16 protein-coding genes are annotated in these 12,410 nt (G+C 60.8%); 8 read left to right on the forward strand and 8 right to left on the reverse strand.

Translation table 11 applies throughout. From position 1 onward, the window contains the following. The first annotated feature begins 93 nt into the window (after positions 1 to 93). Entirely contained in the window at positions 94 to 381 is a 288-nt protein-coding gene (gene gatC, locus AC244_RS01545; protein WP_053247080.1) for an Asp-tRNA(Asn)/Glu-tRNA(Gln) amidotransferase subunit GatC, read from the forward strand. A 52-nt stretch (positions 382 to 433) separates the two neighbouring features. Continuing rightward, complete coding sequence (gene gatA, locus AC244_RS01550) at positions 434 to 1,915, forward strand: Asp-tRNA(Asn)/Glu-tRNA(Gln) amidotransferase subunit GatA (protein WP_053247081.1); 1,482 nt, start codon at positions 434 to 436, stop codon at positions 1,913 to 1,915. Positions 1,916 to 2,113: 198 nt separating this feature from the next. On the opposite strand, the gene AC244_RS01555 is transcribed toward gatA, so the two are convergent. Beyond that, a complete protein-coding gene (locus AC244_RS01555; RefSeq protein ID WP_053247082.1) occupies positions 2,114 to 2,368 on the reverse strand; it encodes a YjhX family toxin in 255 nt (84 codons plus the stop codon). Between the two features lie 176 nt (positions 2,369 to 2,544). Then, entirely contained in the window at positions 2,545 to 2,856 is a 312-nt protein-coding gene (locus tag AC244_RS01560) for a DUF1294 domain-containing protein (RefSeq protein ID WP_053247083.1), read from the reverse strand. Positions 2,857 to 3,005: 149 nt separating this feature from the next. Between AC244_RS01560 and gatB the strand changes: the two genes are divergently transcribed. The 5 genes from gatB to AC244_RS01585 all read left to right on the forward strand — a co-directional run bounded on the left by gatB (position 3,006) and on the right by AC244_RS01585 (position 6,711). Beyond that, positions 3,006 to 4,508, forward strand: coding sequence for an Asp-tRNA(Asn)/Glu-tRNA(Gln) amidotransferase subunit GatB (gene gatB, locus AC244_RS01565; RefSeq protein WP_053247084.1), 1,503 nt, complete (start codon positions 3,006 to 3,008; stop codon positions 4,506 to 4,508). A gap of 3 nt (positions 4,509 to 4,511) precedes the next feature. After that, entirely contained in the window at positions 4,512 to 5,009 is a 498-nt protein-coding gene (locus AC244_RS01570; RefSeq protein ID WP_053247085.1) for a GNAT family N-acetyltransferase, read from the forward strand. Positions 5,010 to 5,156: 147 nt separating this feature from the next. Next, entirely contained in the window at positions 5,157 to 5,627 is a 471-nt protein-coding gene (locus tag AC244_RS01575; protein WP_053247086.1) for a GNAT family N-acetyltransferase, read from the forward strand. 108 nt (positions 5,628 to 5,735) lie between these two features. Continuing rightward, positions 5,736 to 6,131 (forward strand): NADH:ubiquinone oxidoreductase subunit NDUFA12, encoded by a 396-nt coding sequence (locus AC244_RS01580; protein ID WP_053247087.1) that lies wholly within the window; start codon positions 5,736 to 5,738, stop codon positions 6,129 to 6,131. A 127-nt stretch (positions 6,132 to 6,258) separates the two neighbouring features. Further along, positions 6,259 to 6,711: a DUF2155 domain-containing protein gene (locus AC244_RS01585; protein WP_053247088.1), complete on the forward strand. Its 453-nt coding sequence runs from the start codon at positions 6,259 to 6,261 to the stop codon at positions 6,709 to 6,711. A 45-nt stretch (positions 6,712 to 6,756) separates the two neighbouring features. Here AC244_RS01585 and AC244_RS01590 read toward each other — a convergent pair whose 3' ends face one another. From AC244_RS01590 to AC244_RS01615, 6 genes are all read right to left on the reverse strand, one after another. Then, positions 6,757 to 7,011 (reverse strand): hypothetical protein, encoded by a 255-nt coding sequence (locus AC244_RS01590; protein WP_152975810.1) that lies wholly within the window; start codon positions 7,009 to 7,011, stop codon positions 6,757 to 6,759. Positions 7,012 to 7,104: 93 nt separating this feature from the next. Beyond that, entirely contained in the window at positions 7,105 to 7,719 is a 615-nt protein-coding gene (aat, locus tag AC244_RS01595; protein ID WP_053247090.1) for a leucyl/phenylalanyl-tRNA--protein transferase, read from the reverse strand. Between the two features lie 9 nt (positions 7,720 to 7,728). Further along, positions 7,729 to 9,072, reverse strand: a complete 1,344-nt coding sequence (accC, locus tag AC244_RS01600; protein ID WP_053247091.1) for an acetyl-CoA carboxylase biotin carboxylase subunit — start codon at positions 9,070 to 9,072, stop codon at positions 7,729 to 7,731. 12 nt (positions 9,073 to 9,084) lie between these two features. Beyond that, positions 9,085 to 9,549, reverse strand: coding sequence for an acetyl-CoA carboxylase biotin carboxyl carrier protein (gene accB / locus AC244_RS01605; RefSeq protein WP_053247092.1), 465 nt, complete (start codon positions 9,547 to 9,549; stop codon positions 9,085 to 9,087). Positions 9,550 to 9,572: 23 nt separating this feature from the next. Then, the gene (gene aroQ, locus AC244_RS01610) at positions 9,573 to 10,019 is read right to left on the reverse strand and encodes a type II 3-dehydroquinate dehydratase (RefSeq protein WP_053247093.1); all 447 of its coding nucleotides are present in this window, start codon (positions 10,017 to 10,019) and stop codon (positions 9,573 to 9,575) included. 118 nt (positions 10,020 to 10,137) lie between these two features. Then, entirely contained in the window at positions 10,138 to 10,905 is a 768-nt protein-coding gene (locus AC244_RS01615; RefSeq protein WP_053247094.1) for a DsbA family protein, read from the reverse strand. Positions 10,906 to 11,205: 300 nt separating this feature from the next. Between AC244_RS01615 and AC244_RS01620 the strand changes: the two genes are divergently transcribed. Further along, entirely contained in the window at positions 11,206 to 12,318 is a 1,113-nt protein-coding gene (locus AC244_RS01620) for a pyridoxal phosphate-dependent aminotransferase (protein WP_053247636.1), read from the forward strand. Positions 12,319 to 12,410: the final 92 nt, after the last annotated feature.

The raw sequence follows: 12,410 nt of genomic DNA on the forward strand, positions 1-12,410 counted from the left end.
ACTGCGGCAGGCGAGTGATCCGGCGATTCCCCCGTTGCGCGCCTCGCCGCGCACCATTATAGCGGGGGAAAGTTCCAGATACCGGAGACGACCATGTCCGTAGACCTTGCCACCGTGAAGCGCGTTGCGCGCCTCGCCCGCATCGCCGTCAGTGAAGATGAAGCCACGCGGATGGTGGGCGAAATCAACGGCATCCTTGGTTTCGTCGAGCAGCTCTCCGAAGTGAATGTCGATGGCGTCGAGCCCATGACGTCGGTGACGCCGATGGAAATGAAGAAGCGCCTGGACGTCGTTTCCGATGGCAGCAAGGCCGACGATATCGTCGCCAACGCTCCCAATACCGATCGCAACTTCTTCCTCGTCCCGAAGGTTGTCGAATAATCCGACCGCCTGCCGCCCCGACGTACCCGATTTGCGAAAGCCCGATTTCACCATGACCGAACTCACCAGCCTGACGATCGCCGAAGCCCGCACCAAGCTTGCGGCCAAGGAAATCACCGCCGTTGAACTGACCGACGCCTATATCGCGGCGATCGATAGCGCCAACGACGCGATCAACGCCTATATCGCCGTCACGCCCGACAAGGCGCGCGAGATGGCCAAGGCATCGGACGCCCGCATCGCTGCCGGCAAGGCCGGCGCGCTTGAAGGCATTCCGCTCGGCATCAAGGATCTCTTCGGCACCGAAGGCGTGCACACGCAGGCCTGCAGCCACATACTCGATGGTTTCGCGCCGCCCTACGAATCGACCGTGACCCAGAACTTGTGGAACGACGGTGCCGTGATGCTCGGCAAGCTGAACATGGACGAGTTCGCCATGGGCTCCTCCAACGAGACGTCCTACTACGGTGCCGTGAAGAACCCCTGGCGCGCCAAGGGATCCAACCTCGATCTGGTCCCGGGCGGTTCGTCGGGCGGTTCGGCCGCTGCCGTAGCTGCGCATCTGTGCGCTGGTGCTACGGCAACCGACACCGGTGGCTCCATCCGTCAGCCGGCGGCATTCACCGGCACCGTTGGCATCAAGCCGACCTATGGCCGCTGCTCGCGCTGGGGCGTCGTCGCCTTCGCGTCGTCGCTGGACCAAGCCGGGCCGATCGCTCGTGACGTGCGCGACGCCGCGATCCTTCTGAAGTCGATGGCAAGCGTCGATGTGAAGGACACCACCTCCGTCGATCTGCCGGTGCCGAACTACGAAGCTTCGATCGGCCAGTCGATCAAGGGCATGAAGATCGGCATTCCCCGGGAATACCGGGTTGAAGGCATGCCGGAAGAGATCGAAACCCTGTGGCAGCAGGGCATCGCCTGGCTCAAGGACGCTGGCGCCGAGATCGTCGACATCACGCTTCCGCACACCAAATACGCGCTGCCGGCTTACTACATCGTCGCGCCGGCCGAAGCGTCCTCGAACCTTGCCCGCTACGATGGCGTCCGCTACGGCCTGCGCGTCGACGGCAAGGATATCGCCGACATGTACGAGAAGACCCGTGCTGCCGGCTTCGGCCAGGAGGTCAAGCGCCGCATCATGATCGGCACCTACGTGCTTTCCGCCGGCTATTACGACGCCTACTACCTGCGCGCCCAGAAGGTTCGCACGCTGATCAAGCGCGACTTCGAGCTGGCCTTCCACGCCGGTGTCGACGCGATCCTGACGCCGGCCACGCCATCCTCCGCCTTCGGTATCGCCGACGAGGATCTCGCATCCGATCCGGTCAAGATGTACCTGAACGACATCTTCACGGTGACGGTCAACATGGCCGGTCTGCCGGGCATCGCCGTTCCCGGCGGCGTTGATCACAAGGGCCTGCCGCTTGGTCTGCAGTTGATCGGCAAGCCGTTCGAGGAAGAGACCCTCTTCAAGACCGCCCATGTGATCGAACAGGCGGCCGGTCGTTTCACGCCCACCAAGTGGTGGTAAAGCACTGAGGGCGTAGCACTACACGTGTGCTACGCCGCCTTAAAGTGTTACAGCGCCGCGCGTCACGCATGACGCGCGGCGCTGTCGTGATGCGGAGACGAGAGCCGTACTTTGCCTTTGATCCGTCATGCTCAAATTCGCTGGAGGTCTCGGACGAGATGCCGAGCGTGCGCCCGGCATCTCCACGGGTTTCTCCGATTAGCGATTGTTGAGTTCCGATCGGACCAGATGCAGGCCCCGCTCGGTGATGCGATAGGGCTTGCCGGCCGATGACGAGATCGCTTTCTTGCGCTTCAGTTTGCGGAAGAGTCCGAGGTCGAAGCCTGGATAGACCCATCCGTCGCGTGTGAAGCATCGGATTTCGCTGATCGCCTTGCCGTCACGGATGATTTCGATACGGCCGCCTTGGGCCAAATGATGAAGAATGCGCTGCTCAGCGCGTGAGATATCCATTTCTGAATGTTCCGGAATAGCGTTCGTGAGAACGCAAAAAAACGTTCCGCAAATCTTGGGAAAAGCGGGGTTACGTTTCCGGCCCGTGCGCGCAATCTTTTAGGAGAAAGCGGGCAAGGGCCCTTACCGGGACTCAGAAGAAGAGAACATCAAAACTCCATTCGAACGAACGCTTCCTAGAAGAGACCGGCGAAGGCGTCAAGATATCCGCCGGCAACGAATGTGCAGGCGATGACCGCGATCGTCTGAAACAGGACGATCAGGATGAGTTGTGTTCGAAACGGCTCCTTGCGCGTCTTGTGCCTGAAGACCTGGCGGCCGGCCATCGCACCGATGCTGCCGCCAAAGAACGCCGACGACAGCAATGTCCGCTCACGAATGCGGCGCCAGCCTGATCGCGCCGCATGCTTGTCGTACCAAAAGAGACAGAAGGTTGTGGCGTTGATCGCGACAAGGAAGCACAGGAGGGCGGCGGCGGTGACGGGCATATCCGCCTTTTGCCATGGGAGGCGCTAAGCGGCGGTTAAACCGTGCGCCCCGTCATCGCGGGATGGCTGATCGCGCCTAACAACTTGCACCATTGCGGCAATTGCTCTACCGAGAAACCAAGAATTCAGGCTTCAAAGAAGAGCATGATATGAGCATTGTCGACGTCCGCACTCCCGATTCCAAACGCTTCATCCCTGGCGCCACCGGCGACTGGGAGGTCATCATCGGCATGGAGGTCCATGCCCAGGTGCTTTCCAATTCGAAGCTCTTTTCGGGTGCATCGACCGAATTCGGCAAGCCGGCGAACGCCAATGTGTCGCTGGTCGACGCGGCCATGCCTGGCATGTTGCCCGTCATCAACGAGGAATGCGTCAAGCAGGCGGTGCGCACCGGCCTCGGCCTCAAGGCCGTGATCAACAATCGCTCGATCTTCGACCGTAAGAACTATTTCTACCCCGACCTGCCGCAGGGCTATCAGATCTCGCAGTTCAAGGACCCGATCGTCGGCGAAGGCAAGATCATCATTTCCGTCGGGCCCGATCGCCAGGGGCAGTTCGAAGACGTCGAGATCGGCATCGAGCGCCTGCATCTCGAGCAGGACGCGGGCAAGTCCATGCACGACCAGCATCCGTCGATGTCCTATGTCGACCTCAACCGCTCTGGCGTCGCGCTGATGGAAATCGTCTCCAAGCCCGACATGCGGTCGTCCGACGAGGCCAAGGCCTATATGACCAAGCTGCGTTCGATCGTGCGCTATCTCGGCACCTGCGATGGCAACATGGACGAAGGCTCGATGCGCGCCGACGTCAACGTCTCTGTCCGCCGCCCCGGTGAAGGCTTTGGCACGCGCTGCGAAATCAAGAATGTCAACTCCATCCGCTTCATCGGTCAGGCGATCGAGTACGAAGCGCGACGCCAGATCGGCATTCTCGAAGATGGTGGTTCCATCGACCAGGAAACGCGTCTGTTTGACCCGAACAAGGGCGAGACGCGCTCGATGCGCTCGAAGGAAGATGCGCACGACTACCGCTACTTCCCGGATCCGGATCTGCTGCCGCTCGAGTTCGACCAGGCCTTCGTCGATGCGCTAAAGGCCGACCTGCCGGAACTGCCTGACGACAAGAAGGAACGCTTTGTCAGCGACATGGGCCTGTCGGTCTATGACGCCTCGGTGCTCGTATCCGAAAAGTCGATTGCCGATTATTTCGAGGCCGTGGCCGAGGGCCGTGACGGCAAGATCGCCGCAAACTGGGTTATCAACGACCTGCTCGGCGCCTTGAACAAAGCCGGCAAAGCCATTGAAGAGACTCCGGTTTCCCCCGCTCAGCTCGGCGGCATCATCGATCTCATCAAGGCCGAGACGATTTCCGGCAAAATTGCCAAGGATCTCTTCGAAATAGTCTGGAACGAAGGCGGAAATCCCGCGGAGATCGTCGAAGCGCGCGGCATGAAGCAGGTGACGGACACCGGCGCCATCGAGAAGGCAGTCGACGAGATCATCGCCGCCAACCCGGATCAGGTCGCCAAGGTTCAGGCAAAGCCGTCGCTGGCCGGCTGGTTCGTCGGCCAGGTGATGAAGTCGACCGGTGGCAAGGCCAACCCGCAGGCCGTCCAGGCTCTGGTCAAGGCCAAGCTCGGCATCGAGGAATAAACGATGTTCTTCGTCCGCACGGCGAGCGAGCGCGATCTGGAAAAGGTTCGCGCGCTGCTCGTCGAGACGTGGCATGCGACCTATGACACCTTCTATGGCGTGGAGAAGGTCAACGAACTGACAGGGCGCTGGCATTCGCTGCCGGCGCTCAAAGCCCGGCTGGAGCGCAAGAACGCGGAGTTCCTCGTCGCCGACGACGGTCGCAGCATCGGTGGCATGGGCTATGCGGCCATGTCCGATACGTTGAAGAAGACCGTTGTGCTCCACCAGCTTTACGTTCTGCCGAAACTCCAGAGGCAGGGCATCGGACGCGACATTTTCGCCGAACTCGAAACCTGCTTCCCCGACGCCGAACGTATGCGGGTCGAAGTCGAAGCGCAAAACCTTCATGCCCTCGCATTCTACCAGGCTCACGGCTTTTCCGAAGTCGGTCAAACCAGCAATTGCGGCGACGATCAATCGGGACTTCCGGCACTCATCCTCGAAAAGCCGCTGGTTTGACACGCCCTTCCTTCTGACGTTGGGGCTATAGATTTACGGCCGTGGCTTTGTTCCGTGGAAAAAAGCGCGGAGCAATGTCGCTGTCACGAACCTGTTGCCTTGTGATGATTGACGCTTGGCGCTCATTGCCAAGCCTCGAGAGGCTACATGGACCCGACAACTGACTTCGAGATCCGCAAGGCCGAACTGGCGGATCTTCCTGCCATCATCTCGCTCTTTGCCGCTGACGAGGTTGGCGGACACGGAGATACGACCGAGCCTGAGGCTTTCGCTGACTATCTCGCCGCTTTCGCGCGGATCGAAGCATCGCCACTTCAGATGCTTTATGTTGCCCGCCTCGGTGAAGAAGTGGTCGGGACTTTCCAGACGGCATTATTGACGTCTCTTCCTGGGCGCGGCCAGCCGAGACTGGTGATCGAGGCGGTGCAAACCCGAGAAGACATGCGCGGCCGCGGCATTGGCGCGTGCATGATGCGCCACGCGATCGAGCGTGCGCGCGAGGAGGGGGCAGGAAAGGTGCAACTCTCCTCGAATGCGACGCGAACGGCTGCGCATCGCTTCTACGCGCGTCTCGGTTTTGTGCGCAGCCATTTCGGCTTTCACATGCGGTTGAAATGACCGTGCTCGCCTCGGAATCACTGGACAAGCCGGGAGTAGCGGGGCATAAGCGGGGACATAGTTTTGGTATCCGGCCGCCTTCCCAACGGTCGGTTGAGGACGGCATCCATGAAGCTCCTGCTGCAGATTTTCACCTGGTGGAACCAACAGACGATCGGAACGCGGTTTCATACCTGGCGTAACGGTCAACGTGTCGGCGAAGACGAGCTCGGCAACGTCTATTATCAGGGCGGCAAGGACTCCGAAGGCCGTACGCGCCGCTGGGTGATTTACAACGGTTATGCGGAAGCCTCTGCCATTCCGGCCGGCTGGCACGGCTGGATGCATCATCGCACCGACGTTTCGCCTGCAGACGAAAAATACGTCGCACGCGAGTGGCAGAAGCCGCATCGCCCGAACCCGACCGGTACGGCCAACGCCTACCGTCCGCAGGGTTCGATCGCAGGTGCTGGAGCACGTCCGCGTGTGACGGGCGACTACGACGCCTGGACGCCGGGTTCCTGAGACGCTTGTCGTCGGACAAGGCGCGCCGCCCGTGAAATGGTCCAGTGACCACGGGGCGGCCACATTTCATGTTTAGCGCCTGATATCCATCAACGGTGAATGCGAAGCGCGCGGGAGACAGGCGGGAATGGCGGGTTCTTATCTGCGGAAAACAATCGGCCAGATGTCGAGCCGGCTCTGTGTCGCCGCGCTTGCCGCGCTGCCGATGGTTTCCTCGACCGGTACGGCCGAGGCCGCGCGGATAAACAACGCCGTCGCCGTGTTTTCCGGCATCGACAAGATCACCGGCCGCATCACGACGTTTGACGTCTATATCGGCGAGACCGTCCAGTTCGGCGCCCTGCAGGTAACGCCGCGCGTCTGCTATAACAGGGACGACACCGAAGCTCAGAAGATCACGACCTTCGTCGAAGTCGACGAGATCACGCTCGACCGCAAGATCAGGCGGATCTTCACCGGCTGGATGTTCGCCGACAGTCCTGGTCTGAATGCCGTCGAACACCCCGTCTATGACGTCTGGCTGCAGTCCTGCAAGGCAACCTCCGAGTTGCCACCGCCAGACACCGCCTCCAAGAAATAGCGTTGTCTTGGCTGTCGCGCTCGAAAGCGGCAGCGATACCCTCAATCAAATTTTCCTGTCCTCGGCCTGTCTTTGAAACGCCCGCGACTCTCGCGCCCGTGCAGCGAGCGGCGAGTCATAACGGGGTGCGCCCGCTTCGTCTTGCTGGATGTCTGCACCGACCTTGCCGCGATCAAAACGGACCACCGAAAGCTTTTCCAACGAACGTGCGAAGCGGCTTCCCGTCAGGAAATGCATAAAAACAAAGAGATAGAGCGCTTGCGTGACTCTGTTTGCGAACGGAAGCGCTTTATTTGGCACGCGGCGCTGCACGCCGCCCGAAAGGTCTGAACCTGGATGAAAGGGTCCGCGAAATACAGGTCCCGGTGGGGATGGCCCATATCGGCCATGCGCTCAAAACGATAGATCGGGCGAGTTCATCGCGTTGGCGAGCATGATCTCGTACTCGGCTTTCGGCACATCGATCGCGCCGAAGGATTTGAGATGCTCGGTAGTGAACTGGGTGTCCAGCAGTTCAAAGCCTCTGGCACGGAGGCGCTCCACCAGATGCACGAGGCAGATCTTTGAAGCGTTCGTGCGTCGGGAAAACATGCTTTCGCCGAAGAATGCCGAGCCCAGAGAGACGCCGTAAAGGCCGCCGACCAGCACGTCGTCCTCCCAGGCTTCGACACTGTGTGCGTAGCCCATGGAGTGAAGGGTGGCGTAGAGGCTGCGGATCTTGGTGTTGATCCAGGTGGTCGGGCGATCAGGCGCCGGCGCGGCGCAGCCTTCCATGACGGCCCCAAAGGCAGTGTTGAAGCGGATGTCGAAGTGGCTCTTGCGGATTGTCTTTGCGAGACTGCGCGAGATGTGAAAGCCATCAAGCGGGATGACGCCGCGAATTTCCGGCTCGACCCAGAAAAGCTCCGGGTCATCTGCCGAATCGGCCATTGGAAACAGGCCTATGGAATAGGCGCGCAGCAGCATGTCCGGTGTTACGTCGGGTTGCTTGCTGCGCGTCCCTTTCAATGCACGGTCCTATTCGGACGTAGTGGCCAGATGGTGCTCCAGCCAATGGATGTCGTATTCGCCGTTCGCGATATCCTGATTGTTGATCAGGTCCTGGAATAGCGGCAGCGTCGTCTTGATGCCGTCGATGACGAACTCGTCAAGCACGCGACGAAGGCGCATCATGCATTCGACACGTGTGCGGCCATGCACGATAAGCTTGCCGATCAAGCTGTCGTAGTAAGGCGGGATCCGGTAGCCCTGATAGGCGCCCGAATCGACACGAACGCCGAGACCGCCTGGTGCGTGGAAATGCGTGATCGTGCCCGGCGAGGGGACGAAGGTACGCGGATCTTCGGCATTGATGCGGCACTCGATCGCGTGGCCGGAAAACACGATGTCTTCCTGCTTGACCGAAAGCCCGCCGCCCGATGCGACACGGATCTGTTCGTGCACAAGGTCAATGCCGGTGATTGCTTCGGTGATCGGATGCTCCACCTGAAGGCGGGTGTTCATTTCGATGAAATAGAACTCGCCGTTCTCGTAGAGGAACTCGATCGTGCCTGCGCCGCGGTACTTCAGCTTCTTCATGGCATCGGCGCAAACCTGGCCGATCTTCATGCGCTGTTCGACGTTAAGGGCAGGGGAATTTGCCTCTTCCCAGACCTTCTGGTGGCGTCGCTGCAAGGAGCAGTCGCGCTCGCCGAGATGGATGGCATTGCCTTCGCCGTCGCCGACGATCTGGATTTCGATGTGGCGCGGCCTGCCGAGAAACTTCTCCATATAGACCGCGTCATTACCGAAGGCCGCGAGCGCCTCGGAACGAGCGGTTGACACAGCCTCGTCGAGGTCAGCCTCGGTCCTTGCGACCTTCATGCCGCGACCGCCGCCGCCAGCAGTCGCCTTGATCAGAACCGGGAAACCAATCTGGCGCGCGACTTCGAGCGCATTTTCCGGCCTCACTTCGCCGTCCGAGCCCGGAACCACGGGGATGCCAAGCTCCTGCGCCGTCTTCTTGGCGGTGATCTTGTCGCCCATGATGCGGATATGTTCCGCCGTCGGGCCGATGAAGGTGATGTCGTGCGCATCGAGAATTTCGGCGAACTTGGCGTTTTCCGACAGGAAGCCGTAGCCCGGATGCACGGCATCAGCGCCAGTGATTTCGCAGGCGGCGACGATCTGGTGAATGTTCAGATAGCTATCGCGCGACGGCGGAGGACCGATGCAGACGCTTTCGTCGGCGAGGCGCACGTGCATGGCGTCGCTGTCGGCCGTGGAATGGACGGCCACCGTCGCAATGCCGAGCTCTTTACAGGCGCGCAGCACGCGAAGGGCGATTTCGCCGCGATTGGCAATGAGAATTTTCGAGATCATCGCAGCGCCGCCTTATTCGATTACGATCAGCGGCTCGCCATACTCGACGGGGGCTGCGTCCTGGACGAAGATTTCGGTCACCTTGCCCGAACGCGGGGCAGGGATCTGGTTCATGGTCTTCATCGCTTCGATGATCAGGACGGTCTGGCCTTCCTTGACCACGGTACCGACCTCGATGAACGGGCGGGCGCCTGGAGCCGGCGCAAGGTAGGCCGTGCCGACCATCGGGGCCGTGAGGGCGTTCTTGGAGTTGCGGCTGGTCTCGGCCGGAGCGGCAGCCGCAACGGGCTGCGCAGCGTGAACTGCCGGCTGGGCCTGGTAGGTCGGCATCGAGACGGCGACAGGCGTGCCGGCGCGCGATACGCGGATGCGAAGGTCTTCCTGCTCCACTTCGATCTCGGTGAGATCGGTGTCGTTCAGGATATTGGCGAGATCGCGGATCAGCGCTTGGTCGATACCGGGTTTCTTGTCAGCCATGGGATATGAGCCTCGTGTTCTTTTTATTTCGACGTTTCTGTCAGGTTCTTTAGCGCATGCAGCGCCAGAATGTAACTCTGCGCGCCGAAACCGCAGATGACGCCTTTGACCGCCGGGGCAATCATCGACTTGTGGCGGAATTCTTCACGCGCGTGGATGTTGGAAAGATGCAGTTCGACCACCGGGATGCCGATCGCGCGGATGGCATCGTGCAGCGCGATCGACGTATGGCCGTAGGCCGCTGGATTGATCGCGACACCTGCCGCCTTTTCACCGGCCTCATGCAGCCAGTCCACGAGCGTGCCTTCATGGTTGGATTGCCGGAAATCGACTTCCAGTCCCAATGCCTTGCCTTCCGTGGTGCACATCGCCTCGATGTCGGCGAGTGTCTGGCCGCCATAGATCCCCGGTTCGCGCTTGCCGAGCGCATTCAGGTTGGGGCCGTTCAGCACGAAAATTTTGGTGGGCATGCGGGATTCCGGTCCAGTGATAGAGGGTTACCTATAGACTGATGGTCCCGCGAGGAAAAGCCCTTTGGGTCCTCGCGGGATTTGTCCACAGTTGGGACAGATCGTCCAATGCGGGCGGTCAGCAGGCGGTCTTGCCGCAGCTGCGCATATTGGCCACCTTGGCGCTGATTTCCTCGGCGCCGACTGCGCCGAACACGGCCTCGTTGCCGATCACGTAGGACGGCGTGCCGGTGATGCCGAGGTCGTTGGCAAGGGTGTAGGCCTCGCGCACGGCCGCGTCATGCGGCTCTTTCTCCATCTTCTCACGCAGCTGCTTTTCGGTGACGCCGAGCTTGCCGGCAACGGCAATCGCCGTTTCCTCAGTTGCGCGGTCCTCGCCGCCGAGCAGGGCCCGGTGGAACTCGCCGTACTTCTCGGGCGCGACCAGCCGGAAGGCAGCACTGACCTTGTGGGCTGCCAGCGAATCCGGGCCGAGGATCGGCAGTTCCTTCAGCACGAAGCGGATGTTCTTGTCCTTCGACAGGATCTCGTCCATGTCCGTCAGCGCACGTTTGCAGTAACCACAGTTGTAGTCGTAGAACTCGACGACCGTGACGTCGCCGTCCGGATTGCCCAGCACCATGTCGTAGTCGGAGTTGAAGATCGCCTTCTTGTTTTCGGTGATCGCACCTTCCGCCGCTTCCTGCTGCTTGGCGCGCTGCTTGGTTGCAAGCGCCTCCTGGACGTCGAGCATGATTTCCGGATTTGCGAGCAGATATTCCTTGATGAAGGCGCCAAACTCTTCCTTCTGTTTCTGGTCGAGTGCGAGTGCGCTTTGCGGCAAGCTGACGCCTGCCATGAACGCGGCAATCGTTCCGGCGGCAATCATTTTCGTGCTGAAATTCATTTCTACCTCGTTGTCTCTGCCTGCCCTGTCTGTCGTCTATGTCGCGATACGGCGTCAATGCGCGCTTGTAAAAGACAACAGGAATCTCCAACACCGCAACACGCGGGCAGCATAGGGTGGGCCCCGGCGAAACGAAACGGCAAAATCGGCGGAAATACGGCGCTCGCGCACTTGTGAAGCTTTAAGCGATCGGGCAAAGGGGCGGCATGTCGTATCAACGCGGGTTGGTATAGGCCGCTTCTTGAGGATATTGCCTTGGTAGAATTGTCGAACCGCAGCGCCGTCGAACCGTTTCATGCCATGGATGTACTGGCAGAGGCGACGCGCCGACGTGACGCCGGCCACCCGGTGATTTCAATGGCGGTCGGGCAACCAGCGCACCCTGCGCCGAAAGCCGCCTTGGATGCGGCGCGCAAGGCGCTCGAGCATGGTCGGCTCGGCTACACCGATGCGCTTGGCACGTTGTCGCTGCGAACCGCGATCGCCCACCACTATCAGAAGCGGCATGGTATCGCGCTCGACCCACAACGCATTGCGGTAACCACCGGATCGTCAGCCGGCTTCAATCTTGCCTTCCTCGCGCTCTTCGATCCCGGCGATTGCGTGGCGATCGCCCGGCCCGGCTATCCCGCCTACCGTAACATTCTCGCAGCGCTCGGCCTGACGGTCGTCGAGGTGGAAGCCAATGCCGAGAGCGGCTTCACGCTGACGCCGGAAAATCTGGCGCGCGCAGCCGCGAAGGTAGGGCGGCCGCTGAAGGGGGTTCTTCTGGCAAGCCCGGCCAACCCGACGGGAACGGTCACGGGCAGGGCGGGTCTCAAGGCGCTGGCCGACTATTGTCGCGCCGAAAACATCGCCTTCATCTCCGACGAAATCTATCACGGGCTGACCTTCGCCGGCGAAGAGGCAAGCGCTCTGGAGCTGACCGACGACGTCGTCGTCATCAACTCCTTCTCCAAATATTATTGCATGACGGGTTGGCGGATCGGCTGGATGGTGCTGCCGGAAGCGCAGGTTCGCGGTTTTGAGCGCATCGCCCAGAGCCTCTACATCTCGCCGCCGGAATTGTCGCAGATTGCGGCGGAGGCGGCACTCGGTGCACAGATAGAACTCGACGGCTACAAGGCGGCCTACGCGGCCAATCGCGACATGCTGCTGAGGCGCCTGCCGGAGATCGGCTTGTCGATCGCGTCACCGATGGATGGTGCCTTCTACGCCTATGCGGATGTTAGCCGCTTTACCAACGACAGCATGGCGTTTGCCCGCCGGATGCTGGCCGAAATCAACGTGGCAGCAACGCCCGGCTTCGATTTCGATCCGCTTGAAGGGCATCGTACGATGCGGTTCTCCTATGCCGGATCGACAGCCGACATGAACGAAGCGATGGACCGGATCGCCCGTTGGATTGCCTGATCCTCAGTTGTTTCAGCGGCTTGCCGCCGTTGCCGGACTCTCTTTGAGAGGCCCCTGATTCAAACTTGCAGCCAAATAGGCGGTTGCAGTTG

Source organism: Ensifer adhaerens, from assembly GCF_001270265.1.
Lineage (GTDB): Bacteria > Pseudomonadota > Alphaproteobacteria > Rhizobiales > Rhizobiaceae > Ensifer > Ensifer adhaerens_B.

What these genes read in the sequence shown, in the direction of transcription:
- gatC (WP_053247080.1), top strand. Translation starts at nt 94, where the DNA reads ATGTCCGTAGACCTTGCCACCGTGAAGCGCGTTGCGCGCCTCGCCCGC.
- gatA (WP_053247081.1), top strand. Translation starts at nt 434, where the DNA reads ATGACCGAACTCACCAGCCTGACGATCGCCGAAGCCCGCACCAAGCTT.
- AC244_RS01555 (WP_053247082.1), bottom strand. Translation starts at nt 2,368, where the DNA reads ATGGATATCTCACGCGCTGAGCAGCGCATTCTTCATCATTTGGCCCAA.
- AC244_RS01560 (WP_053247083.1), bottom strand. Translation starts at nt 2,856, where the DNA reads ATGCCCGTCACCGCCGCCGCCCTCCTGTGCTTCCTTGTCGCGATCAAC.
- gatB (WP_053247084.1), top strand. Translation starts at nt 3,006, where the DNA reads ATGAGCATTGTCGACGTCCGCACTCCCGATTCCAAACGCTTCATCCCT.
- AC244_RS01570 (WP_053247085.1), top strand. Translation starts at nt 4,512, where the DNA reads ATGTTCTTCGTCCGCACGGCGAGCGAGCGCGATCTGGAAAAGGTTCGC.
- AC244_RS01575 (WP_053247086.1), top strand. Translation starts at nt 5,157, where the DNA reads ATGGACCCGACAACTGACTTCGAGATCCGCAAGGCCGAACTGGCGGAT.
- AC244_RS01580 (WP_053247087.1), top strand. Translation starts at nt 5,736, where the DNA reads ATGAAGCTCCTGCTGCAGATTTTCACCTGGTGGAACCAACAGACGATC.
- AC244_RS01585 (WP_053247088.1), top strand. Translation starts at nt 6,259, where the DNA reads ATGGCGGGTTCTTATCTGCGGAAAACAATCGGCCAGATGTCGAGCCGG.
- accC (WP_053247091.1), bottom strand. Translation starts at nt 9,072, where the DNA reads ATGATCTCGAAAATTCTCATTGCCAATCGCGGCGAAATCGCCCTTCGC.
- accB (WP_053247092.1), bottom strand. Translation starts at nt 9,549, where the DNA reads ATGGCTGACAAGAAACCCGGTATCGACCAAGCGCTGATCCGCGATCTC.
- aroQ (WP_053247093.1), bottom strand. Translation starts at nt 10,019, where the DNA reads ATGCCCACCAAAATTTTCGTGCTGAACGGCCCCAACCTGAATGCGCTC.
- AC244_RS01615 (WP_053247094.1), bottom strand. Translation starts at nt 10,905, where the DNA reads ATGAATTTCAGCACGAAAATGATTGCCGCCGGAACGATTGCCGCGTTC.
- AC244_RS01620 (WP_053247636.1), top strand. Translation starts at nt 11,206, where the DNA reads ATGGATGTACTGGCAGAGGCGACGCGCCGACGTGACGCCGGCCACCCG.